The organism is Thermobaculum terrenum ATCC BAA-798, assembly GCF_000025005.1.
Lineage (GTDB): Bacteria > Chloroflexota > Chloroflexia > Thermobaculales > Thermobaculaceae > Thermobaculum > Thermobaculum terrenum.
Genome location: NC_013525.1, coordinates 1,015,300 through 1,039,974, shown reverse-complemented (window position 1 = coordinate 1,039,974; position 24,675 = coordinate 1,015,300). Strand labels below are relative to the sequence as shown.

At 46.4% G+C, this 24,675-nt stretch carries 24 protein-coding genes and 1 tRNA gene; 17 read left to right on the top strand and 8 right to left on the bottom strand.

Annotated elements, in window-relative coordinates; translation table 11 throughout:
• Positions 1 to 22: 22 nt before the first annotated feature.
• Entirely contained in the window at positions 23 to 1,423 is a 1,401-nt protein-coding gene (locus TTER_RS04920) for a cation diffusion facilitator family transporter (protein ID WP_012874926.1), read from the bottom strand.
• Between the two features lie 197 nt (positions 1,424 to 1,620).
• Between TTER_RS04920 and TTER_RS04915 the strand changes: the two genes are divergently transcribed.
• Entirely contained in the window at positions 1,621 to 2,715 is a 1,095-nt protein-coding gene (locus TTER_RS04915; RefSeq protein WP_012874925.1) for an ABC transporter ATP-binding protein, read from the top strand.
• Positions 2,716 to 2,810: 95 nt separating this feature from the next.
• The gene (gene prmA, locus TTER_RS04910) at positions 2,811 to 3,758 is read left to right on the top strand and encodes a 50S ribosomal protein L11 methyltransferase (RefSeq protein ID WP_012874924.1); all 948 of its coding nucleotides are present in this window, start codon (positions 2,811 to 2,813) and stop codon (positions 3,756 to 3,758) included.
• Positions 3,759 to 3,766: 8 nt separating this feature from the next.
• Here the strand turns inward: prmA and TTER_RS04905 are convergent, their stop codons facing one another.
• The 3 genes from TTER_RS04905 to TTER_RS04895 form a co-directional block, all read right to left on the bottom strand.
• Complete coding sequence (locus TTER_RS04905; protein ID WP_169302623.1) at positions 3,767 to 4,786, bottom strand: class I SAM-dependent methyltransferase; 1,020 nt, start codon at positions 4,784 to 4,786, stop codon at positions 3,767 to 3,769.
• Positions 4,787 to 4,927: 141 nt separating this feature from the next.
• The gene (locus TTER_RS04900; protein ID WP_012874922.1) at positions 4,928 to 6,046 is read right to left on the bottom strand and encodes a DUF1786 domain-containing protein; all 1,119 of its coding nucleotides are present in this window, start codon (positions 6,044 to 6,046) and stop codon (positions 4,928 to 4,930) included.
• Between the two features lie 22 nt (positions 6,047 to 6,068).
• On the bottom strand, positions 6,069 to 6,407 hold the full coding sequence (locus tag TTER_RS04895) for a tRNA-binding protein (RefSeq protein ID WP_012874921.1): 339 nt from the start codon (positions 6,405 to 6,407) through the stop codon (positions 6,069 to 6,071).
• Between the two features lie 113 nt (positions 6,408 to 6,520).
• Here TTER_RS04895 and TTER_RS04890 point away from each other — a divergent pair, with 113 nt between their 5' ends.
• Positions 6,521 to 7,636 carry an Mrp/NBP35 family ATP-binding protein gene (locus TTER_RS04890; RefSeq protein WP_012874920.1) on the top strand — a complete coding sequence of 372 codons (1,116 nt, stop codon included), beginning with the start codon at positions 6,521 to 6,523 and terminating at the stop codon, positions 7,634 to 7,636.
• Between the two features lie 45 nt (positions 7,637 to 7,681).
• On the opposite strand, the gene TTER_RS04885 is transcribed toward TTER_RS04890, so the two are convergent.
• On the bottom strand, positions 7,682 to 8,839 hold the full coding sequence (locus TTER_RS04885) for a M20 family metallopeptidase (protein ID WP_012874919.1): 1,158 nt from the start codon (positions 8,837 to 8,839) through the stop codon (positions 7,682 to 7,684).
• Positions 8,840 to 8,986: 147 nt separating this feature from the next.
• Here TTER_RS04885 and fabL point away from each other — a divergent pair, with 147 nt between their 5' ends.
• The 5 genes from fabL to TTER_RS04860 all read left to right on the top strand — a co-directional run bounded on the left by fabL (position 8,987) and on the right by TTER_RS04860 (position 13,717).
• On the top strand, positions 8,987 to 9,742 hold the full coding sequence (gene fabL, locus TTER_RS04880; RefSeq protein ID WP_012874918.1) for an enoyl-[acyl-carrier-protein] reductase FabL: 756 nt from the start codon (positions 8,987 to 8,989) through the stop codon (positions 9,740 to 9,742).
• Positions 9,743 to 9,827: 85 nt separating this feature from the next.
• Complete coding sequence (locus TTER_RS04875) at positions 9,828 to 10,139, top strand: hypothetical protein (protein ID WP_012874917.1); 312 nt, start codon at positions 9,828 to 9,830, stop codon at positions 10,137 to 10,139.
• Positions 10,140 to 10,208: 69 nt separating this feature from the next.
• Positions 10,209 to 11,447: an alkaline phosphatase family protein gene (locus tag TTER_RS04870; RefSeq protein WP_012874916.1), complete on the top strand. Its 1,239-nt coding sequence runs from the start codon at positions 10,209 to 10,211 to the stop codon at positions 11,445 to 11,447.
• Between the two features lie 119 nt (positions 11,448 to 11,566).
• Entirely contained in the window at positions 11,567 to 12,865 is a 1,299-nt protein-coding gene (gene miaB, locus TTER_RS04865) for a tRNA (N6-isopentenyl adenosine(37)-C2)-methylthiotransferase MiaB (RefSeq protein ID WP_012874915.1), read from the top strand.
• 12 nt (positions 12,866 to 12,877) lie between these two features.
• Positions 12,878 to 13,717: a tetratricopeptide repeat protein gene (locus TTER_RS04860; RefSeq protein WP_012874914.1), complete on the top strand. Its 840-nt coding sequence runs from the start codon at positions 12,878 to 12,880 to the stop codon at positions 13,715 to 13,717.
• Positions 13,718 to 13,799: 82 nt separating this feature from the next.
• Here the strand turns inward: TTER_RS04860 and TTER_RS04855 are convergent, their stop codons facing one another.
• Complete coding sequence (locus TTER_RS04855; protein WP_012874913.1) at positions 13,800 to 14,150, bottom strand: hypothetical protein; 351 nt, start codon at positions 14,148 to 14,150, stop codon at positions 13,800 to 13,802.
• Between the two features lie 75 nt (positions 14,151 to 14,225).
• Here TTER_RS04855 and TTER_RS04850 point away from each other — a divergent pair.
• Positions 14,226 to 14,299 (top strand) — tRNA-Cys (locus tag TTER_RS04850).
• On the opposite strand, the gene purD is transcribed toward TTER_RS04850, so the two are convergent.
• Both purD and guaA read right to left on the bottom strand, forming a co-directional pair.
• Entirely contained in the window at positions 14,270 to 15,562 is a 1,293-nt protein-coding gene (purD, locus tag TTER_RS15310; protein WP_012874912.1) for a phosphoribosylamine--glycine ligase, read from the bottom strand. The two genes, TTER_RS04850 and purD, sit on opposite strands and share 30 nt — an antisense overlap.
• Positions 15,562 to 17,112, bottom strand: coding sequence for a glutamine-hydrolyzing GMP synthase (guaA, locus tag TTER_RS04845; protein ID WP_041424725.1), 1,551 nt, complete (start codon positions 17,110 to 17,112; stop codon positions 15,562 to 15,564). The genes purD and guaA overlap by 1 nt, the downstream gene beginning before the upstream one ends.
• Positions 17,113 to 17,331: 219 nt before the next feature.
• On the opposite strand from guaA, the gene TTER_RS04840 reads away from it, so the two are divergent.
• The 8 genes from TTER_RS04840 to TTER_RS04810 are packed head-to-tail and all read left to right on the top strand — an operon-like array spanning position 17,332 to position 24,669.
• On the top strand, positions 17,332 to 18,090 hold the full coding sequence (locus TTER_RS04840) for a YebC/PmpR family DNA-binding transcriptional regulator (RefSeq protein WP_012874910.1): 759 nt from the start codon (positions 17,332 to 17,334) through the stop codon (positions 18,088 to 18,090).
• 9 nt (positions 18,091 to 18,099) lie between these two features.
• Positions 18,100 to 18,609: a crossover junction endodeoxyribonuclease RuvC gene (ruvC, locus tag TTER_RS04835; RefSeq protein ID WP_041424724.1), complete on the top strand. Its 510-nt coding sequence runs from the start codon at positions 18,100 to 18,102 to the stop codon at positions 18,607 to 18,609.
• A complete protein-coding gene (locus TTER_RS04830; protein ID WP_012874908.1) occupies positions 18,606 to 19,439 on the top strand; it encodes a TlyA family RNA methyltransferase in 834 nt (277 codons plus the stop codon). Before ruvC ends, TTER_RS04830 begins: the two co-directional genes overlap by 4 nt.
• Positions 19,432 to 20,283 carry an NAD(+)/NADH kinase gene (locus tag TTER_RS04825; protein WP_012874907.1) on the top strand — a complete coding sequence of 284 codons (852 nt, stop codon included), beginning with the start codon at positions 19,432 to 19,434 and terminating at the stop codon, positions 20,281 to 20,283. Before TTER_RS04830 ends, TTER_RS04825 begins: the two co-directional genes overlap by 8 nt.
• Before the next feature lie 58 nt (positions 20,284 to 20,341).
• Positions 20,342 to 20,491 carry a hypothetical protein gene (locus TTER_RS15740; protein ID WP_012874906.1) on the top strand — a complete coding sequence of 50 codons (150 nt, stop codon included), beginning with the start codon at positions 20,342 to 20,344 and terminating at the stop codon, positions 20,489 to 20,491.
• A 4-nt stretch (positions 20,492 to 20,495) separates the two neighbouring features.
• Positions 20,496 to 22,208 carry a hypothetical protein gene (locus TTER_RS04820; RefSeq protein WP_012874905.1) on the top strand — a complete coding sequence of 571 codons (1,713 nt, stop codon included), beginning with the start codon at positions 20,496 to 20,498 and terminating at the stop codon, positions 22,206 to 22,208.
• Positions 22,209 to 22,229: 21 nt separating this feature from the next.
• Positions 22,230 to 23,138 (top strand): HEAT repeat domain-containing protein, encoded by a 909-nt coding sequence (locus tag TTER_RS04815; protein WP_041424358.1) that lies wholly within the window; start codon positions 22,230 to 22,232, stop codon positions 23,136 to 23,138.
• Positions 23,139 to 23,142: 4 nt separating this feature from the next.
• Positions 23,143 to 24,669, top strand: coding sequence for a UDP-N-acetylmuramoyl-L-alanyl-D-glutamate--2,6-diaminopimelate ligase (locus TTER_RS04810; protein WP_012874903.1), 1,527 nt, complete (start codon positions 23,143 to 23,145; stop codon positions 24,667 to 24,669).
• Positions 24,670 to 24,675 lie beyond the last annotated feature (6 nt).

Genomic DNA, 24,675 nt, shown 5'->3' with positions numbered 1-24,675 from the left:
CGAGAATAAGAGAGTCTAGAGGCTAATCGGGCTCGGCATGTACTATGACTTTCGCGGCCTCTCCGATCTCGTCTCTAACTACATGCTCGATCTTCTCTGTGTCTAGGTGCACGTTCGATATGGAGAGATCACCAGGAAACTGGCAGTGCAAAACTACCTGCAAACCTTCACCAGATCTGTACACTCTCACTTCCTTACAAAGGCATCCTGGGACGGCATTTTCAGCTAGTAGCTTTAGCTTTCTCTTGAGATCCATATCTGATTGCTTTATCTCGACTCTCTCCCCAGGAGATTCGGATATTACCTCGATATGCGTATCTACCCTCAAAAGGCTGGGTGTTTCCTGGCGCAAAGCTGACACTAGCCTGTGTGCGAGGGAATGAGCATCTCGTAAAGTAAGATCAGGAGGGACCTCTATATGTAAGGATGCCTCCAGCCCCCCATCTACTTGATGCACCTCTTCATGGTGAGTCCTAATACCCATCTGCTGAGCAATAGCCCTTATATTATCCAGCACAGTCTCTTGATCAGTAGCACCTGGTTCCACATGAACCACAGCCTCCGTTCTAGGTTCTACCTGACGAAGAGACTCCTCGACTCTCTCAGTTATGTCATGAGCCTCAGACAGAGTTATAGTTCTAGGCACAGTCACTACCACATCTGCAAATAATCTATCTCCAGATTCTCTTAACCTGACTGGTTGAGAACGCAAAACTCCAGGTACAGATGCAGCAGCTTCAGTCATACGAGTTTGCAGGTCAGAGGGAACAGTATCCAGCAGCACCTTTATACCCTTCAGTCCAAGTCTGACACTCATAAACATTATGAACAACGCAACTATAGCGGCGGCTACCGCATCAGCTTTGTAAAGGAAAGAGTTCACACCCACGTAGGTCTGAGCATAAGATGTTATAGCCAAGCCTAATATCACGACTAACGAGCTGAACATATCAGCTCTGAAGTTCAGTGCATCAGCTTCAAGAGCTTGGCTATGATACTTCTTAGCCACTCGAGCGAGCATTCCAGAGCGCCAGTAGTCGATTGCTACGCTAAGTCCCATGACAATAAAAGCTAGGGCGTTAGGCTCTACTAAGGCTTCATTTATGAATATGCGCTGGATTGACTCATAAATGATAAAGAGTGCTGTAAAGGTGAGAAGAATGGACTGAACAACTGCAGAAAGATTCTCAAACCTTCCATGACCATAAGGATGTTCACTATCTGCGGGAGCTTCGGCTATCCTAACAGACAAAAAGGTTATCAGGGAAGCGATTAGATCCAATCCAGAGTGAGCAGCCTCTGACAACATGCCAAGGCTACCGGTAGCTAGACCTACTAGCAATTTAGCTAGAGTCAGTATTATAGCCGCACTTACAGATACTATCGCAGCACGCTTCTTCTCGTCTCTTGTGAGCAAAGCCATTGATCTTCTGCCTTTTCTAATCCCACAGCAAAATAGAGGTAGTTATATTCCGTTCCGCATCATCATAACAACTAAACAGCGCTTAACACTTGACAGATTCCCAAACTAGGTATATTCTTTTCCGCAAAGGGGCTCAAAATTATATATGATCTATATAACCGGTATCTACAATACAACCTTGTCTAAGGAGGATTAGGGTGGCTGGAGTCGTATTCGACCATGTAACTAAACAGTTCGGTAATGTCACAGCGGTAAACGACCTAACTCTCGAGGTAAGGGACAGAGAGTTCCTGGTTTTGGTAGGGCCCTCGGGGTGTGGTAAGAGCACAGCTCTTAGGTTAATAGCAGGACTTGAGGACGTCACCTCTGGTGACCTGTATATAGGTGACCGTAGAGTGAACGATGTCCCTCCCAAGGACAGGGACATAGCAATGGTGTTCCAGAGCTATGCTCTGTATCCGCACATGAGCGTCTATGACAACATGGCGTTCGGACTAAAGTTGAGAAAGACACCGAAGGCTGAGATTGATAGGCGCGTCAAAGAGGCAGCTCGTATGCTCGGTATACAACACCTGCTGGATAGAAAGCCCAAAGCTCTATCCGGCGGTCAGAGGCAGAGAGTAGCACTCGGCAGAGCTATAGTGCGTGAACCGCAGGTCTTCCTCATGGACGAGCCTCTGTCAAACCTTGATGCCAAGCTAAGAGTTCAGACAAGAGCTGAGATCTCCAAGCTTCACCAAAGAGTGCAGACAACTACTATTTACGTTACTCACGACCAAACGGAAGCTATGACCATGGGTGATCGCATCGCGGTTCTGAGAGATGGAGTACTTCAGCAGATAGACACACCAGAAGTGCTTTACGACAGACCTGCTAACATGTTCGTGGCTGGTTTCATAGGGAGCCCAGCAATGAACTTCTTTGATGTACGAGTATCCATGGAAGGTGATCGTGTATTCCTGAATCATGATGCCTTCACTGTTGAAGTACCTGCAAGGATGAAGGATGCAGTTGGTCGTTACAACAATAGGGAAATCGTCCTAGGCATAAGACCCGAGAATATCGAGGTCTATCCGGAAGCCCCAAGCGAGGATACGGCGAACATTAAGGTCGACGTCGTTGAGCCTCTAGGTAATGAGACGATACTGCACCTCTTGGCAGGCGACGAGCTATTTGTCGCCAGGGTACACCCGGATATGCACTTCCAGCCGGGTCAGACCGTGGCTGTCAAGTTCGACACTAACAAGATCCACGTGTTTGATAAGGAAACCGAGCAGAGCCTGCTGTCATAAGAAAGCTAGTAAAATTAGTACTGCTATCATCAAGAGAGCGCCTATTTGGCGCTCTCTTGGTTTAGAACATACGCGACAACAAATAGGAGTTGTTCTTGGGAATAGAAGAAACAAAGCAAGACAATAAAGGTAATAACATCAATTGGATAGAGATCAAGGTAGAGGCTGACCGAGAAGCCGTTGACTCGGTAATAGAGATATTCTCTAGATATGGCTACCAGCACACAGTGGTTATACAGGAACCAATAGTTGACGAGTTAAGCTGGGGGAATTATGTAATTGATACTACGAAGCCTGTTATAATTTCGGCCTACGTAGCAGAAGATCATTATTCTCAGCAGGCAATCGACGAAATTACGAAGTCGTTATGGCATCTGAATCAGATCAGACCTGTAGGCGTTCCACAAATAAGAGAAATATCTCCAGAAGATTGGATGGAAGCATGGAAGGCTCACTACCCAATAATCCATGCGGGCGAGAGATTGGTAATCAAGCCTGCATGGCTTGCTTATAGTCCGCAAAATAACGAGATAGTCATAGAGCTGGATCCTGGAATGGCGTTCGGTACAGGACTTCATCCAACTACTCGTCTATGCCTGGATGCGATTGAGAGATATATGCATGAGGAATCTGTTTGCCTTGACCTAGGAACCGGATCAGGAATCCTAGCCGCTGCCATGGCTAAACTGGGAGCCAAGCAGGTACTCGCGGTTGATATAGACCCGGTAGCAGTATCTGCAGCTAAATCTACAGTCGAGAGGAATGGTATCTCTGATAAGGTACAGGTTCTGGAAGGTTCTATAGAGAAAGCAACTGCTCAATACGACTTCATAGCTGCCAACATCATAGCAAGCGTGATAATAGAGCTTTCTCCTAGATTTCAGGAGATCATGTCAGATGAGGGTTATCTGGTGGTATCCGGCATTCTCGAGGAAAGGTACTATGAGGTTGCGTTATCACTTACAGCCAATGGCCTTAAACCAGTAGATCTAATACAAGAATCCGATTGGATAGCAATCATTCTTCAAAAGAGATCAGGTTAAGCCCAACCCTAACTGCAGATAAACATCCAGGGATTACCACTAAGCTCAGTTAGGAAAACCATATATCTACTAGTCCCTTTGAGCACAGGATCAAGCTTTCTACGAAGCTGTTCAACATCTATAGGAGATCTACGCTTCCTTATATCCACAGATCCGGCGTCAAGATCTATCAAAGCTTGTTTAAGATGCCTTAATCCCCACCTTCCCGAGTACAAGACCTCCCAAGTCTTGGCAAAAGGTGTAGCAAGGTATCTATTAGAAGACAGGAAAGCTAAATTCTCATCGATCATCCAGGCATCTATCTCCTGGGCAAGGTTTGAGACTAAACCTGCACGCGTAACAGCTGGATCTGGATCTAAAATATATCTACCTGGGTTATCCACAACTACTGGCGCAACACTTAATGCCGCCAATGTGTATTCTCCCGGTAATAAAGTAGCTCTTCTTTTCGCGGTAGACATGCTAGGCGACCATAAGACAGCCTCTTTTAGATCCCCTCTAAGGGATATAAACTCAATCTCCCAGCCCTCAGGGATTATGGCCTTGTCAAGCCCCGGAGAAGTCTTTATACCGATGTTCTTGATTCTACTCGATATCGAAAGACACCAATCAAGTGGAGGTTCTCCAAATCTAGGGTCTAGTATCCTCTTATCCTGTGACCTCCTGGAGGGGTCTATAAATACAGCTTCAAAATCTTCGAATGCTAAATCTTTGACATCTGCCAGCACAGTATCTGATGGTCGAGCTTCGTAGACGTTAGCATTCACCTCTGCCATCTTAAGATGTACAGGGTCAATATCAACTGCAGTACAAGATCTCCCCTCAGCAAGAGCGATCAAATCTCCCCCTATACCTGTACAGAGATCAGCAACATTCTCAAACGGTTTGTAACGTTGAGCCCTATATCTGGATACCACCTCAGAAGAAGATTGCTCTAACCCTATCCTGGTAAAGAACATGCTGTCCGCTCGGCTGAATTTATCCCTTGCTCTGTGTCTTAAAAGCAGAAGCTCTACAGCGGCACTCACCGACCGGGCAGGATACTTCGCTCTTAGAATCTCTTGAGATCGCAGCTCACTGATACCATCGGACATGAGAGTTTTAAGTTCCGCGATTAGATCCTGTCCATCATTGGAAAGCAGGAACTCGAGAGTCTGCAGATCCATACTTCACCAATCAGGTTGGATAACTTCCTTGCGCTCAAGGCTAGTTACTATCTCTTCACGATAATTAGGAAACCTATACGCTACTGCTCTCAATAACCCGTAACATCCTACGAGCATTTGATCCCCATAAGGAGCGGCGAAATATGGCTTGAGATCAGAGCCATACAATACATTCCGTTGTGGGCCTACTACCACATACTTCGCAGATCCCGAATCAGGAATCCTAAAGATCTCAGCACCATGGCCCATAGAATCAAAAACTTTCTGATTGGTAAGCTGACCAGAAGCTAGCTCTACCAGCAGTTCCTCGAGGAATCCAGGGCTAATCTCTCCTGTGTGATGCTCGAATAAACCCAAGACCCCTTGCTCATCTATATGAAAAGCTAAGGAGTGAAAGTTACCAACATTCACTACTACCGATGAATACTGATCATCCGGCCAGCTGGCCGGATCTTCAAGAGCACCAAGGATTGCTGCCGGAGCAGTGTCCATCACTATCGCGTCGGTGTATCCTCCTAGTTGAGCAGCAACTGCTGCAAGCCTTGACATACTTTGTGGTACATCATCTCTACGATACGCAAAACCAGCCAGACCTTCCCCATTAGCTATAACTTTGCGAATGTAATCGAACCTGAATTTCCTGTCACTGATATCGGGCGGAGCTTTCCCGTGATCAAATACTGCGACAGCGATCACATCAAATTTGGCATCTACACCAAAGAAAGCATAAGCGCTCAAGATTTGCTCCAGCATAACATCGCCCGACCTAATAACTACATCCACCTTCAGGTTCTTCACCTCATCATCGCTGACTATCTTTATGCCCAGAGACTCAACCTTCGAAAGATCATCATCTAGTGTCTGTGCAGCTTCAGGAGTTGCAAAAGCTGGAAGTCCTGCTAACGCGTGATCCCTAAGAGCCCAAGCTGATGGTCCCCCTCCCATCTGGTAACCACAGAAAAGTATCGAGAGCCGTCTTGAGGTAGCTTGCCTGATCCTCCTAGAGACCATTAAAGTTGGCGAGGGCATGACCATCTTTAAGGCATTTTCAACCGTCTGTTCGGTGTCAAACAGGAGTATGTCTTGAGTGCCAGTACCTACATCTATGGCTAGAATCCTCACAAGAATCCTCCAATGCTAGTTGCTAGTATAGCTTTCCTCCTATCGGGACTTCCTTATCAGGAGACACAAGCACCACATTGTTGTTCTCATCTGGCACTCCAAGTACCAGTACTTCTGAGACAAAACCAGCTATCCTTTTGGGTCGTAGATTGCAAACTGCTAACACCAACTTACCCACCAGATCATCTGGTGAGTAGTTGTCAGTTATCTGCGCGCTAGATCTTTTAGTTCCTATCGAAGAACCAAAGTCTATTGTCAACTTGTAGGCAGGCTTTCTAGCCTCGGGGAAAGCCTCAACGCTTATGATCCTCCCTACCCTTATGTCAACTTCAGAAAATTGCTCAAAATCAATATAACTCATGCAACTTACCTCCGTTTATAAGGTTACTATGCTTGCCGCAGTATGAACAGCCATATAGAATAGCTTGGACCGAAAATACAATTTTGTCTTTCGAACGGTCTTAGGAGATGTATATGTTTGGCGGCAACAATAGTACCCACCTAGATGAAAAGAATATATTGGAAGTGTTATCTAACGTGCAAGATCCTGAATTAGGGAGAGATATAGTCTCTCTGAAGATGGTAGATACTCTCAAGCTAGAGGGAGACAGGCTATATCTCAAGATCACGCTTACTACACCTGCATGTCCTTTGAAATCCCGCATCGAGTCCGATATTAGGCAAGCACTATCTAGGCTTGATGGCCTAAAGGAAGTCAAGATAGATTTCAACTCGAGAGTTACTCCTAGAAGATTTGGCCCCATGACGCAGTTACTCCCAGGTGTAGCTCATACTATCGCAGTCGCTTCCGCTAAGGGGGGAGTAGGCAAAAGCACTATGAGCGTTGGCTTAGCAGTAGCGCTACAACAGAGTGGTGCTAGAGTAGGGCTGTTGGATGCAGATATACATGGTCCTAATATTCCCATCATGCTCGGAGTAGAGGTACCTCCAGCACAGGAAGGCGAACGTCTAATCCCTGCCGAAAGCCATGGAGTAAAACTCATAAGTACAGCTTTCTTCATGCAAGCCGATACTCCAGCTATCTGGAGAGGCCCTATGGTAGGCAAGATGATCCAGGAGCTCCTGATGAGAGTCGATTGGGGAGAACTAGACTACCTGATAGTCGACCTTCCACCAGGCACTGGCGATGCATCTCTAACTTTGGCTCAATCTGTGCCCCTCTCAGGAGCTGTAATCGTGACGACTCCCCAGGATGTAGCCCTCGCAGATGTAGGACGAGGCATAGCTATGTTCAAGAAGCTCAACGTACCAATCCTGGGACTTATAGAGAACATGAGTTACTTCATATGCCCTCACTGCAACGAGAGAACCGACATTTTTGGGCATGGCGGCGAGGAGACTGCAAAGAGACTCAAGCTAGATTTCTTGGGAGAAGTGCCTCTGCATCCAGCCATCAGAATGGGAGGAGACTCAGGGCAGCCTATTCTGGTAACTGCTCCTGATTCCCCCCAGGCAGAGGCCATCAGGAACATAGCTTACAAGGTAGCCGCCAAAATCAGCGTTCTCAACCTTAAGAACTCCTCATCGATAGCTGGGAAATCTTTCATTCCGCTAACCCCAAATAGGTAGGACGGCAACTGAGTCATGAGGAAGATACAATATCTTCCTCATGACTCAGACCCTTAAGATAAGCGACGAAAGCAACGCACCTCTTTCAGCTATACTTGGTATAAACATCCTCTCCTCAGGGCTGTGAGCTTTTTCTCCTACCGGGCCCAATCCGTCTAGGACTGGAACTCCCATCATAGCTATGTTATTGGCGTCAGAAGCTCCCCCGGTCTCAACAGCACCAAGCTCAAATCCAATCTCTTGAGCTAAATCCTTAGCTAGCTCATAAAGCCAACGATTGCCTTCAGATGGCTCCATTGGAGGGAAGCACGATCCGACTCTATGGAATTGCACATTTACACCATCCTTGGAGAGTCTTTCAGAAATCTGGGCAAAGTGCTCTTCTACTGCTTCAAGATCGGCAGTCCGACGGACCCTTACATCCAGATAGGCACTCGCAAAATCGGGTACTACGTTTGGCTTTGTACCTCCACTAATCGTCCCAGCATTAATAGTTACACCCTTGGGATATTTATCCCATTGAGCTATTTCAGTGATAGCCTTGGCTAGAGCCACAATAGCATTGCGACCATCGCGAGGGTTTGCACCTGCGTGCGCACTCCTACCTTTAGCTATAAGCTCATAGTTATAGACGCCTTTACGAGCTACCACTACAGAGGACCTAGGTCTACCGGGTTCTAAGACGAAGGCAGCTGTAGCGCCCTTGGCTTCATTTCGAATTATCTCTGCAGAAAAGGGAGAGCCCACCTCTTCATCACTATTGAGCACCATTACTACTTCTCTATCCAGTTTCTTCACTATGTGCTTACACAATCTCAGAGTATAAATTCCTAGGAGAAGCCCAGATTTCATGTCAGCTACGCCGGGACCGTAAGCATATTCACCTTTTATAGTAAATGGACGTAACTCAGCTGTTCCCTTTGGATAGACTGTATCCATATGTCCTATCAAAATCACTTTGCGCTTGGAAGAGGCTTCTACCTTAGCTATAATTGCATCCCCATATACCTCACTTGGTATCCTCTCGATACTACACCCAAAGGATGCCAGCTTATCAATGCACATATCAGCTACCCTATCTACGCCTTCTTTATACTCTGTACCGCTATCTTGATTTACCAACATTTGCAGATCTCTCAGATATTCTTGCAGTCCATCCTGATAAAAGGCGTAGAGTTTGGTGTAGCTAGGTACTTGACTCATAAAACATCTTCCTTTCATAGAACTAAGCTTTTACCCAATGTGATAACATCTATAAAAGAATAGCACTTGACCTGAGATAAGCCCTACCACTACAATCCGCAGAAGTTATTGGGATCCTATCAAAGTTTTGGGAGGTAGAGTCAGATAATGCTTTTTGAAGGCAAAGTAGCATTGGTCACCGGAGGGACCAGAGGTATTGGCAAAGCGATAGCAAAGATGTTTGCCCAGGAGGGGGCGAAAGTAGCAGTCAACTACCTCAGACGTAGGGGTCCGGCTGATGAGACGTTGGAAGAGCTTAAGGCTCTAGGAGCAGAAGCTATAGCCATAAAAGCGGATGTTAGAGACCGTGAGAAGATCAAGGGCATGGTCCAACAAGTACTAGATGAGCTAGGAGGCATAGATTTTGTAATAAGTAATGCTGCATCTGGGTCCAATAAACCTATCCTCCAGCTAGAAGAGAGTGGTTGGGACTGGACTATGAACATCAACACCAGAGCTTTATTGTTCCTAGCCCAGGAAACAGTTCCTCATATGCTCGAGCGTGGAGGGGGTCGGATCATCAGCATCAGTAGCCTGGGATCCTTCAGAGTATTGCCCGACTATGCCAGCGTGGGCGTCTCTAAAGCAGCGCTCGAAGCTTTGACTAGATACCTAGCAGTTGAGCTGGCCCCAAAGAAGATAATAGTGAACTGTGTATCAGGTAGCGTTGTGGAAACCGAGGCTCTAAAGTACTTTGCATCTGCAGAACAGATGCTGACTGCTGGCAGAGAGAGAACTCCAGCAGGAAGAATGGTTACTCCTGAAGATATAGCTAACGTAATAAAATATTTGTGTACCCCAGAGGCGGAGATGATAGTAGGCCAAACCATCATCGTGGATGGAGGGCTTTCTCTAGTCTTCTAGTCTTTGTATCAAAAAAAGATCAAAGATCTAGTTCTCTCTCGTGCGTGATCTAGCATCATGTCAACATTACAATTAGCATCTAAGCATGAGCACGAGAGAGAACTTTTTTGCAGAGCAAACGATCTCCTTCATAGTAATAGTAGAGAGTGAGCCTGACGTGCCTAACCTATATAAGATAAGCGTACCAGGAGTCCCGGGTGAGCTTTTTGTGTCTGGTACTCGTAGTACTGCGGTCAGCACAGCTAGGCTAGCCCTGAAGCACATGATAATGGACATGACCTCGGACGAAATACACAGCCTCAGAAAGGCATCTCAGGAAAGACCTAACATACCTGCCAGCGCTTGGATGGAGACCGTAACCATAGAGATACCTAAGGAAAAAGCTCTAGCGAGTTAGGATAGAATTTATATAGATAGACAAAAATCGAAATCGCAGGCCCTATTGATTGATTTACTAGTTTAGAAATTGAACGAAGCAATCTCTACAGACCAAGACACCATACTTCCAAATTACAGTGGCAGAGGGATAACCAACATCCCTGCAAGCATACTGAGGCACTTTGATATAGAAATCAGTACTCCGCCTCTAGATGAATCAGTGATAAATGCACATTACTGGGATCAAGCTGATGTAATAGTTACTCTACTCATAGACGCCCTAGGCTACCATCAACTAGAGAGAGCAATCGCTAACAGTTCAGCTCCTGGAATAAGCTCTATGATTAGAGACGGTAGAGCTGTTCTAAACCAACTAACATCTACCTTCCCATCCACAACGGTGACTGCTCTCACAACCTTAGGTTTTGCTTTAGCCCCGTCAGCACACGGGATAATATCTCAAAGGTTCTTTGAGCATAGGCTGGGGACAATTATTGATCTTCTATATTTCACAGCATCTCCTACTAACTCAAGCTTAGAGCTAGCTGGGGTACAACCCGAGGCCCTCATAGAATATCCAACAGTATTCGAGCTATTAACTCAGCATGGCATAAATGCTATCCTACTGAATCACTGGCAGTTCATGAAGAGTCCCCTATCCCGCATGAACAATAGAGGCGCTTATTATGTCCCTTACTTCTCAATCTCTGACTTCTTCTACAACCTCGTAGAAGCCATTAACAGTATTAACGATAAGGGTACTGTGCAAGCATACTGGCCAGGGGTCGATACAATCAGTCACTTTTATGGTACGTCTAGCAAACAACATGATTTCGAGATAGAACTGCTAGATTGGGCTCTCACTAATATTCTCTTACCCCAAATAACGCGAAAGAAGGTGCTACTAATCATAACCGCTGACCATGGTCAGTGTGATATAGACTTCAACTCCTGGAGATGGCTCAACGATTATCCAGACCTAACCAACATGCTCGCAGCTCCTCCTGCTGGCCTCGACAGAGCGGTGCTTCTCTATTCCAGGCCTAATAGAGAGGTAGAGCTACAAGCTTTCCTTGAAGAGCATTTTGGACAAGATACATTCATACTCAATACTCGGGAAGTTCTCGAACTAGGACTATACGGAAGCATGTCGGAAAATGCGAGCATAGTAGACAGGATGGGGACTTACCTGTTGATCCCCAAGGGGAAAAGAGTCTTGCGCTACGAGCATGATCCAAATAACAGAAATCCCAACCATAAAGGTAAGCATGGGGGACTAACTCCAGAGGAGATGCTAGTTCCCTTCATACAGATAAGAATCAACTAGCCCAGTTTTTGCTATTATAGTAAAGCAGATCTATATTGTTTGATCCCCTAAACTTGACTGGGATATAATCTTCATCTGTTGAGATTTCATAATCTATCAGGCGAGAATAGAGGTTAGCTATGCCAGGAAACACCTTCTATATATGGACCGTCGGCTGCCAGATGAATGTTGCAGATAGCCGCAGAGCAGCAGACGCTCTAAAGCATTCTGGTTACAAAGAAACAAATAAACCTAGCGAAGCCGACGTCATAATTCTTAACACATGTAGCGTGAGAGAGAGCGCCGAGAGAAGAACCTGGGGCAAACTCGGGGCACTAAGCCAATTAAAGAGGCAGAGACCAGATACTATTATCGTGATGATGGGGTGCATGGTGCACTCCGATACAGCCCTATTGCATAGACAGTTCCCGCTAGTAGATCACTTCGTACCTGCAGGAGATATAGATGAACTACTAGCTTCAATACCTCCCGTAGAAGACGAATGGGGAACACAGCTGTATGATCTCTCCTCCGCTTCAGGGGTAACTGCGTTTGTCCCTGTGATAATGGGTTGCAATAAGTTTTGTACGTTCTGTGTGGTCCCTTACAGAAGAGGCAGGGAGAGGTCAATCCCTATACCCGATGTGGTGGAAGAGGTCCGGTTTCTTGCAGACAGAGGCGTGAAGGAAGTAACCTTGTTAGGGCAAACAATTAATCACTATGGCAAAGATCTACCTAACAGGCCAGATCTAGCTGATCTGCTTTATGCAGTCCATGAGGTTCCTGGCATAGAGCGTATAAGATTCCTAACCTCTTATCCCCGGACTATGACGGACAAGATTCTTCACGCTGTTGCTGACTTGCCAAAGGTATGTGAACATATCAACATACCCTTCCAGGCTGGTGATAACGACGTGCTGCGCGCAATGAGACGCGGATACACAATTGAACAATACATAGATCTTATTGATAGGGTCAGATCTATCATTCCAGGGGTAAGCATAGCCACCGATATAATAGTTGGCTTTCCAAACGAGACCGAAGAGAAATTCCAAAAGACTTACGATGTCCTGGAGCAGTTGAGGCTAGACCAGGTACACATAGCATGTTATTCACCAAGACCAGGCACGAAGGCATACGAGATGGGTGATCCCATCCCACTTGAGGAGAAGCAGAGAAGATTCAGGATACTAGAAGAGCAGCATGAGAGGATATCAGCAGAGATAAACAAACAACTGGAAGGCACCATACAAGAGGTGCTATTTGAAGAAAAACAAAAAGGTAAGTGGAAGGGTCGAACAAGAACCAACAAGCTAGTATTCGTAGATTCTGAAGAGGATCTAACTGGGAAAACACTTCCAGTAAGGATAACTCATACCACCGCTTGGTCCATGCAGGCTGAACTCGTAGACAGTCCAGCTTTGAAAATTGCTGTGTAAGGAGTGTCTGAATTGACCATTCAAAGTGAGCCGTTAAGTCCACAACAGAGAAGAGAAAAGGCTAGATTGACAGATAGAGCCATTGACCTGAGTGAGCAGGGCAAATGGCAGGAAGCTATTGAGGTAAATCAGAAGATACTGGAAATAGATCCTAGAGATGTATCTGCTCATAACAGGATAGGTAGGGCTTACAATGAGATGGGAAGGCTCAAGGAAGCCCTACAAGCATACAATGAAACCTTAAAGATAGACCCAGCTAATGCTATCGCCAAGAGGAATGCTGCGCGTATCCAGGCAAGTATCGACGCTTTAGGGCAGGAAGAGATTGAACCTACTGATAACGGCCCGGTAAACGTTAGGACATTTGTTATGCAGCCCGGAAGGTCTGGAGTAGTTACTCTTGAAGATACTCCAGATCTCACAGAGTTCGCTACTCTAATGCCTGGTGATCCTCTACAGATGTCAGTAGATGGTCCCTACCTAAGGGTATTTACCATATCAGGCAAATATCTGGGAGTAGTACCGGCTGATAGAGCTAACAGACTGATACAGCTGATGGCTCATGGCAACAAATATTCTGTGACCGTAATGCACATCAGCCAAGACAGCGTGCAGGTTATTATTAGCGAAACTTATCGTAGTCCCGACACACATGGTAAGTTACCATTCCCACCTGTGACATCCAGGCCAGCAATCGAGACTCGTGCAGTAAGTAGAGCCGCTATCGTCGAAGAAGAGGAGCTAGTTGAAGAGCTTGAACTCGAAGAAGAGCTGGAGGAAGAGGAAACTCCTATAACCTCGACATCAGCTATAGCAGAGGCCGAAGACTTAGACGAAATCGAAGAGGAATAATTGAATTAAGTTTAATCAAAGGCTGCATACCTAATCACTAGGTATGCAGCCTTTGATCTTGCTTATGCTAGCGTCATGGATCCTACATGTAGGAAACAATCACACCTGCTAATACCATAAAGGCCAACACCACAATCATGGTTAGCAGCAATCTCTTTAGGTCTGAGCGTACGTAGCTCAACTCTTGCATTATCTGTTCTTGGCTTACAGAGGAGGTCACTGCTGTTGGTTTTCTGGGAACAACTCTCCTTACGGAATCCGACTGTTCAGACACAGGTTGTCGTAGTGTAGGTTCGCTTACAGGGCTTTGTACCGCATCAGGAGCGGCTGAAGCTGAACCCACGTTACCAAGTCTAGGAGAAGCTGTAGAACCAGATCTAGTTCTCCTAGCCTTCGACTGCGATCTCGCACCTTTCTTGCTCTTTTTAGCCATATGATAGACACTCCTTATATTGGCAACCTACTTTGACACTAGAGCCAAACCTTTGCTAAATTGCATATAGCCTAAGGCGACGTGGCCAAGTGGTAAGGCAGGGGTCTGCAAAACCTCGATCAGCGGTTCGATTCCGCTCGTCGCCTCCAAGCTAAGTCAATCCAGTTGCTTCCAATGTCTCTCCTATACCAAGCACCCTTGAAGCTTACTCTCGATGCCAGGGAGTAAGCTTTATCTCTTGCATCATCAAGATCATTGCCCAGACCTACAGCAGTAAATACCCTTCCACCTATCGCTATCAGCTTACCATTATTGTCAATAGAAGTGCCAGCGTGATATAAGTACGTACCTTCCGGCAAGTTGCCTATGGTAATAGGTTCTGGTTCCGCCCTAGAGACTGGATAGCCCTCAGAAGCTATAGTCACGCCACAAGCAAAAAGACGCTTGAAAGCCAATGGAGTTGATAGTTCTTGTCCGCTTACTATGCACTGTATAAGCTCATAAAGATCCGCGTCGAGGCGAGGTATCATTACTTGTGCCTCAGGGTCGCCAAACCTGGCATTGAACTCCAGCACGTACGGGCCATCTTCGGTCAACATTAATCCAGCGAATATCACTCCACAAAACGGCACACCCATAGTCTTCATCTGACGAGCTACAGGAGTTATGATCTCTTCAGTCAATTCCTCTGTTAGTGCAGATGGAGAGTCAGCAGGACATATAGCGCCCATACCACCGGTGTTTGGTCCTTTGTCGCCGTCATAAGCGGGTTTGTAATCCTGGGCATGGGAGAAAGGAACAACCATATCCCCATTTACTAAGGCAAAAAGGCTCAGCTCTTTACCGCTAAGAGCCTCTTCAACAATTACTTTTGATCCTGGTGAAGATAGATACAATTCTGCAAACTCAGCAGCCTCCACAGGATTATCCGTAACCAAAACCCCTTTGCCAGCAGCTAGGCCATCAGCCTTTACAGCCACTCTCCTACCAAGAGAACTGATATATGATCTTATCTCCCAAGGATCGCTGAATTCTCTGTACTCCGCTGTAGGCACTCCAGCAAGCCTCATAACCTGCTTTGCCCAAGATTTGCTGGTCTCGAGTCTAGCGGCTGCCTTAGTTGGGCCAAAACATGGGATACCTGCGGCAGTGAAAGCATCAACGATACCCTGATCTAGGTAAGCCTCTGGCCCAACGACTACCAAGCCTATGCCCTTCTCTACCGAGGCCCGGACTAATGCCCCTATAGAGTTATCCTCAGGTCGGATTCTCTGTGCTAGCTGCCACATGCCTGGGTTGCCTGGGTAAACAAATACCTCTAGAGTTGGATGTGTTCTTATAAGGCCATCAACTATGGCATGCTCTCTCCCGCCAGATCCTACTACCAAAACTCTTTCAGTACTTGAACTCATTACTCCCACTCTATAGTCCCCGGAGGTTTATTAGTTATGTCGTACACTACGCGAGTGACCTCATGAACCTCGTTTACTATCCTGGATCCTATGCTATCAAGCACTTCATGAGGTATTCTTGCCCAGTGCGCAGTCATAGCATCCTCGCTAGTAACTGCTCTGACTGCTACCAAATAACCATAAGTACGAGCATCTCCCATAACCCCTACTGTGCGTATTGGGGTTAGAACAGCAAAGGCTTGCCAGATTTCCCTGTACATTCCAGCTTTTTCGATCTCTTGACGTACTATGGCGTCACACCTTCTGACAATATCAAGGCGCTCCGGTGTAACCTCACCTATAATACGCACAGCGAGACCTGGACCCGGGAAGGGATGCCGGTAAACTATGTGATCTGGTAGTCCTAGGTTCTTACCTACCTCCCTGACTTCGTCCTTGAAGAGATATTTCAGCGGTTCCAGAAGCTTGAACTTTAGATCTGGAGGCAATCCTCCAACATTATGATGAGTTTTAATCTTGGCAGCTGCCTTTGTATCGGCGGTAGCACTCTCAATCACATCCGGATAAAGGGTACCTTGTGCCAAGAACTCTATCTCTCCTAGTTTAGAGGCTTCCTCCTCAAATACCCTGATAAAGCACTCCCCTATCCTTTTGCGTTTCTCTTCGGGGTCCATTACCCCATGTAGTGCTGACAGAAACCTATCTGTAGCATCTACATATCTAATGTTCAAGTGCTGCTGATCTCGCAGGACACCAAGAACTTCCTCAGCTTCATTCAATCGGAGCAAGCCGTTGTTAACGAATATACATACGAGGCGATCCCCTATTGCCTTGTGAATCAAGGTGGCAGCTACAGATGAGTCCACTCCACCACTAAGAGCGCATATAACTTTGGCTTGACCCACTTCATCTTTTATTCTTTGAATAGATTCCTCTATGAAATGAGATGGGGTCCATACAGGCTCTAGTCCAGCTATTTTGAAAAGGAAATTAGATATTATTTCACGACCGTAATGAGTATGAACAACTTCAGGATGGAACTGTAAGCCGTATATCTTGCCATTAGTCACTACGCTATAAGGGGAAGCGACTGTAGAGCCTATGCACCAAAAGCCCTCTGGCAGAGAGATAACTGAGTCTCCATGACTCATCCATACTCGCTGGGATTTAGGTAATCCATCAAACAGAGGAGAACTTTCGTCTTCCACCTGCAGCTCTGCCGGACCATACTCCTTGACATTGGCTGGCGCTACTTGGCCACCCATCTCGTGCGCAATCAGCTGAAGTCCATAACAGATAGCTAACACAGGCAAGCCAGAGTCAAGCACCCACTTGGGCAATCTTGGAGCGTTTGGCTCATAGACACTACTTGGCCCGCCCGACAGAATTACAGCTCCTGGATTCAGGCTGGAAACAGTTTCCCAAGTAGCATCGTAGGGTACCAAGTGTGAATATACCCTCAGTTCTCTTACCCTGCGAGCTATCAACTGGCTATACTGGGAGCCAAAATCTACTACAACAACAGTTTTCCCAACATCTTGAGAAAGCATGGTTTCTACGGAATGTTGTCTTTCCTCGGAGATGTGAGCGCTCAAAAGTTTTTCCTCACTAATAGGCTTATTAGATGATTATATGATCCATGAGCTGATGGACGCAAAGCATGCGAGCTAGAAAAGGCCATTGATGGTTATTGATATAATTATTATTCGAATACAATGAGAAAAGTTAGTAGTAGTGCTTTACATGCAAAAACAGGGAGGTGAACGTGTATGGCGGGCCATTCAAAGTGGGCCCAGATCAAGCGCAAGAAGGAAGCGACGGATGCGCGCAAGGGGCAGATATTTACCAAGATATCCAGAGAAATAGCAGTAGCCGTTAGACAGGGTGGTCCCGACCCTGAAGCCAACTACAGACTGAGATTGGCCATACAGAAGGCTCGAAGCATCAATATGCCTGCTGATAACATAAAGAGAGCCATAGAGAGAGCAGCTGGAGAAGGTAGCAACGCTACAAATTACGAAGAAATAACCTACGAAGGGTACGGTCCTGCAGGGGTTGCGGTTCTGGTCGAGACTCTTACAGATAACAGAAACAGAACGGTATCCGAAATAAGAAACGTGTTCAATAGGTCAGGGGGCAGACTAGGCGAATCCGGATCTGTATCCTGGATATTCGATGAAAAGGGATTAATCGTTGTAGAACCAGATAACCAACATACTGCAGATGATATTGCTTTGGCTGCTATAGAGGCAGGCGCTGAGGACGTGACACCCTTAGAGGATGGAACAGTAGAGGTATATACTCAATTTCAGGACTTGAAGTCCGTTGAGGAATCCCTGGAGCAGATGGGGTTCAAAGTAGCATCCGCCGAGAAGGTATATATACCTAACACCTACGTAGAACCCTCGGATACAGATGCCCAAAGCATACTCAAGTTCATAGAGAAGCTTGAAGACCTAGATGATGTTCAAGAGGTCTATACTAACATGAAGACCGAAGCGGACGTGGCCATGAACGCCACGGGTTAGAGCGTGAGTATAAGAGTACTAGGGTTAGATCCAGGAACAGCTATAGTAGGGTTCGGGCTGGTAATTTTTGATGGCCAGAGTTACCAGCCCGAAAAATACGGGGTAATACGCACCCCATCAAAGACGCCCCTACCACACAGGCTACTAATGATCCACGAGCAGTTGGACGAACTGATAGAGGAGTTGAAGCCTGAGCATGTGGCCGTAGAGGAGGTATTCTTTGCAAGAGCAACGACCACAGCTCTAGCCGTAGGGCATGCCAGGGGTGTGATACTGCTCACTGCAGCAGAGCACAACCTGCCTATATTTGAATACACACCGCTGCAAGTAAAGCAAGCAATCATAGGTTACGGTGGAGCAGAAAAGAAGCAGATACAGCAATTCATCAAGAATCTGCTGAGATTAGAATCCATTCCAAAGCCGGACGACGCTGCTGATGCACTTGCTATAGCTATCTGCCACTGCAATAACTATCGCCTGCAGAGCCTAATACGACCACAGGGAGTCGTGAGCGATTGAGCACACCCAGCAATCAGGATAGCATCAGGTTAGATAAACTCATGGTGGAGCTTGGTCTAGCAAGCAGCAGGGAGAAAGCACAAGCGTTGATTTCCTCAGGATTAGTGACAGTAAATGGGGAGAAAGCTCGTAGCTCGGATCAAAGGGTAAGGAGGGGAACTAAGGTAATAGTCAAGGAATCCCTCCCGTATGTAAGTCGCGGCGGTTATAAGCTGGCCTATGCATTAGACAGATTCCAAATAGACGTTAAAGATAAGGTAGCGCTAGATGCAGGAGCATCAACTGGTGGATTTACCGACGTGCTCCTGCAAAGAGGAGCTAAGAAAGTATATGCCGTGGACGTGGGATACGGTCAATTAGATGTGAAACTGCGTAACGACCCCAGAGTGGTAAATCTGGAGAGAACTAACATACGATTTCTTGACTCACTACCTGAGTTAGTAGACATAGTCACGGCGGATCTGTCATTTATATCCCTGGTTCTAGTAATCCCCAAACTAGTATCACTGTCCAAAGAACATGCGGATTACCTACTACTTGTAAAGCCGCAGTTTGAAGCAGGTAGGCACCAAGTAAAGAAAGGTGTAGTGAAAGACCCGAAAGTACATAACGAGGTACTTCATAGAATAGTTGAATCTGCTAAGTCAGAAGGGCTTTCCTTGAAAGGAATTGTACCATCACCGATACTAGGTCCTGCTGGAAATGTGGAGTTCATTGCTTGGTTCAATAGATTGCATGAGCTGGACTCTACTAACATACCTATGATGATAGAAGCCGCTATATCCGAGTCTGAAAAGATAAAAACCTCAAAGGAACATGTTAGTGATTAACCGTGTCCTTATATTAAGCCACCCAATGAGCGAGGACGCCTCGCAGCTAGCTAATAAGGCCATCCAGTTACTACATAGTTACGGCCTTGAAGTACAACACATACTCAATATTAGAGAAATTGAGCCTGATTCTTACGACCCACCCCAACTTGTAATAGCTATAGGGGGCGATGGTACCGTACTACGTGCGCAGAGGTTGGGACTCAAGCATAGGATTCCGGTTCTAGGAGTCGCTGCTGGCAGACTTGGTTTTCTAGCCGAGGTTCCACCACAAATGCTGGAAGAGGCCCTCAAGAAGGTCGTAAATGGTGAATATCGAATAGAACACAGGCATACTATTCAGATCTCTCACATGCGAGATAATAGCTGTATCGGCAGATATATAGCATTAAACGATGCGGTTCTGGCCAGGGGAACCAAGCCCCGTTCCTTGGCTATAACAGTGTTCGTTGACGGTGTGCTCCTAGCAAAGTACGTAGCAGATGGTATTATCGCCGCTACTGCAACTGGTTCTACGGCTTACTCTCTTGCAGCTGGAGGCCCCATACTTTCACCAGAGCTTAGCGAGCTACTGCTTACTCCTATAGCTGCTCACCTAAGCTTTGTAAGGTCTATCATCCTTCCCAGCACTTCAGATATTGACCTAACGTTAGCCAGACCTCAGGAAGCGCTGCTATCCGTAGACGGTCTGGTAGATACACCCGTTGAGTATGGGGATCACCTGCTAGTTACGGGCAGTCCAGAGACAGCCCAATTTATCCGTCTAACTCCGCCCAGGCACTTCTATTCACAACTTGTAGCGAAGCTGCAGTACAACCTGCAGCAAACACAACAGGAGAAGTAAAATAAATTCCGTAAAAAGGTAAAATAAAGATTAAAAGCTTCTAAGGAGGAACCTAAACTTGGAGGAGACTGTAGATCTCCGAATTGAAGAGGAAGACATAAGCACATTGATCCAGAGATTGGCCGAATCGGGCAATCCACAAAATATAGACACTCTTACTGACTGGTATATACAGATAGTTATAGAAAGGCTGCGGAGGTCTGAGTAGCACTATGGCTATAACAACCGACATACAATGGCAGGGAGCGGAACAGGAGTCCAGGATAGCTAGCACTATCTTTGAACTGCTACTAATCAAAGGGAGATTCTACGCAGAGGATGCCCCCATAAGACAGGATGTTGATGCTCTGGTGGATTATCTAGTCAACCAAAGGATCGTAGAGGGGGATCAATCACAAGCTAGAGAATTGGTGCTCAGGGCAGTTAGCATTAACTCTCATGTATTTGCTGTCGAGACCTCAGACTCTAGCACCTATATAGTCACTACTAAAAGAGGTAGACCTCCAAAGCCAGCATCTGTAGACACAATCCACACATTTAGGAGCAGATTGTTTGAAGGTGCACGACAACCCTCTGAAGAAGAGGAGCTGCAGATTAGAGGGCTGACTAAGGAAATACCCGAAGATATACTAGCCACTCCCCCTGTTCAACAGGTTCAAGTGGAAACTGAGGCCCCTGCTGTTGAGCCTCAGGAACAAGTAGTCGCTCCAGAAGCCGAGGTTGAGGAAGCACCTTCGCGGATCAGGTATTTGAGAATAGATGATACCTTAGTGGATCTCGATGAGGATCTGCAGGATATTATCGCTAAGTATCACGACGCCTTTAAGGCCAAACTGGAGGACTATCTTGCACAGGACTTCAGGTTCGCTATATTTGGTGATGAGTATTTCGTTGAAGACAGACTTGAGAGGCTAAGCAAGGGCCAGCTAAGAGATATCAGAGAGTATATCCAGGAGCGTGGCGAGCCTATATCTGATGAGGAAATTCTTTCGGATGCGCTTAGCAGATCACTACAGGAGGGTGACTACAACCTTCAAAGGTTCACTATCAACTACAGGCTTCTGCGTGAAAAGAAAGAATTCAAGTTCGTGGGCACAAAGGACGATAGACTATGGACGGTAACTAACCTACCACCTATAGGTCAGCCATTCAGGAAGCCCTCCGAGATAGCCCAAGATTATCGGTTCATGTCCGATCCTGAGCTAATAGATGAGGAAGATATAACTGAAATTGAGGGTTCAGACGGCACTCCAAGGCTTCAGGTAAAGCACGTTCTGACCTACTATGAATATGAGAACGGCGTACTACCCGTCTCTCCGGCCATGGAGAAGCTAATGCCAAAGCCATTACTTGAGGATCAAAACGTAATAGTCCTGCGCATACAGGATCCTCAGAGTTACGCACAGTACCTAGCAGAACTCAGGTTAGGTGGTGGCAATAGAGGAACATATATCGGTGGACTGGATGAGCTCTTCCAGAATACGTTGGTCCCTGGAGCTATCTTCTATCTAGTCCAGGGAGAATCCAGTAATGCATTTACAATAGAGTACGAGAGGCAACCAGCAAGAGAGGAGAGGATACTCCAGTACGACTCACGTAGAGATAGGTGGGTATTTACGCCAATAGTATTCGAATGTGCTGTAGACGATACTTGGCTACTATCAGAGAGCAGAGTCGGAGCACTCAACGGAAAGAAGAGATTATCAGATTCTGATCGTAAGAAGCTCGATGTCATAGTAGCTATGGCGTTTGAGATCGTCGGGGAGAAAGCAGATGGTGAATACACCGCCCTAATCGACGATCTCATGCCAGTGGTAAACATCGAGCGACCCATATCTAGAAAGTACCTGAGTTCTATCATAAATAGCTCACAGTATCCTCAGTTCAAAGAGGATGAATCGGGGTTGGCAACTTATACCCCCTAGAAACTGGAGGAATCTTGTAAAGTGGGGCTGACAGACAGTCTCAAAAGACTGCTAACAGTAGAAGGACCAATGCACCAGCAAGATCTGATATATCTATCGGATCTAAGCTGGGATCAGATGCAGGAGCTCGAAGCCATCTGGTATGGAGCTCCTGCCTCAAGGCGGGTGCAACTAATAAAACAATTACAGAAGCTGGCTAACGATGACGTCCAATACAACTTCAAGCGAATATTTCTATTCGCCCTTGAGGACCATCATCCGGCAGTCAGAAAAGTAGCGGTCGAAGGGCTATGGGAGGAGGACAGCCCATTCATTCTCGAGAAATTAGAAGGCATCCTGCTAAACGATAGCTCTTTGGAAGTTAGGGTTTCAGCAGCAGGAGTGCTGAGTAATTACGCTTACAAGTCAGCTGTTGGGGAGTTAGATGATGAACATGCAAGCCGGCTGCAGGAAGTATTGCAGGAGGTAGTACAACAGGCTGATGATGGCAGCGAGCTCCAGAGAAAAGCCCTAGAGGCACTAGCCTTCTTCGAGGAAGACCCCATAGCGGATGATTACATAGAACGTCTCTACTGGGAAGGTGGGTACGAGGAGCAAGCTAGCGCTCTCATCGCTATGGGCAGGTCCATGAATACCAAATGGTCCTCAACGATAATAAAGGAGCTTGGTAACCCTCATCCCAAATTGCGTAAGGAGGCAGCTAGAGCCGCTGGGGAGATGGCACTAAGAGAATCGGTCCCTGATCTTATAAGACTCACTCAAGAAGACACAGATAAAGAGGCCATCCATGCTGCTATATGGGCATTGGGGCAAATAGGAACACCACAGGCAAAGAGAATGCTCCGACATATAGCTAACTCGAGCAACAAGGATCTACAATCAGCAGCAGAGGAAGCTTTGGACGAAGCTATGTACTCAGGAGATATATAGAGGCATGGACAGGGCCGTGCCATTAAACAAGCTTGTTAAAGCCCTCCCTAAGGCTCATATTGTCGGTAATTATAGCGATGATACAGTTGTAACAGGAATAAGCGCAGATACTAGAGAGATGAAGCCTGGCAGCATATTCGTAGCACTGCCAGGCTTCCATGTTGATGGTAAAAAATTTATTCCTAATGCAATCGAAAAAGGAGCAAAGGCTGTCGTAGTCGAAGGAAGTTATCAGCCAGATCTGCAGGTTCCAGTAATTATAGTAGACAACGCTCGTCTCGCATTTAGCAGGTTAGCGGCGGAATTTTGGGACAATCCAAGTCACAAACTGAAGGTCATAGGTGTTACCGGAACTAACGGTAAGACCACAACCACTTACATGATTAGCTCAATGCTCGAATCAGCAGATGCCTCAACAGGCTTTATTACAACTGTGGACTACAAAATCGCCAACCACCAATGGAAGCATGAGGAGCACAGCACTACTCCCCAACCGGACAGGCTACATGAGCTGTTATATAGGATGCTACAGGCGGGGGTAGAGTATGCCGTTATTGAAAGCTCTTCACATGGTCTGAAGCTGCACAGGTTGGAGGATGTTGCATACGACGTAGCAGTCTTCACTAACGTGACCAGCGAACATTTGGAGCTTCATGGGACCGTAGAGCAGTATAGGCTGGATAAAGCCAGACTATTTCAACTCCTTGGCAATCATCCAGATAAAGGTTGTGGCAAATGGGGTGTGATAAACCTCGATGACCCCAACGCTCAGTTGTACATAGACTCAACGAAAGGAAAAGTGTTTACCTATTCTCAGCAAGACGAGAATGCAGACCTTATAGGAAACATCATACGAAGATCAGAAGAAGGTGTAACTTTTAGAGTCCATTACAAGGGCAATAGCACGGAGATAAACCTACCCATATCCGGTGACTATAACGTCTACAACGCCCTTGCAGCAATCGGCGTAGCTATCACACAAAACATACCAATAGATGTCTGCAAGTCTGCTCTGGAAAGATTCACTGGAGTACCAGGCAGGATGCAAGTGATCTCTATGGGCCAACCCTTTACGGTTGTGATCGACTATGCTCATACAGAGGATTCTCTAGAGAAAGTACTGATAACACTCAAGCAACGTACCCGGGGAAGGTTGTTTGCCGTATTTGGCAGCGCTGGAGAAAGGGACCCATATAAGAGGGCCCCTATGGGAAAGGTAGCAGCAAAATATGCGGACTTCATGATTCTCACCAATGAAGACCCTCGTGGTGAAGACGAAATGCAGATACTGCTCGATATCGCTGAGGGAGCTCGGAGCGTAGGTGCTATCGAGGGCAGAGATTACATCTGTATACCAGATAGAAAAGCTGCAATATACGAAGCCCTATCCAGGGCAAGCAGTGGTGATACAGTATTGCTGGCGGGAAAGGGTCATGAAACAACCATAGAGACGAAAAACGGCTTCATCCCCTGGGATGAAGCCGAGATAGCTAAGCAAGCACTCAAGGATCTAGGTTACACCGGCAAATAGCTAGCC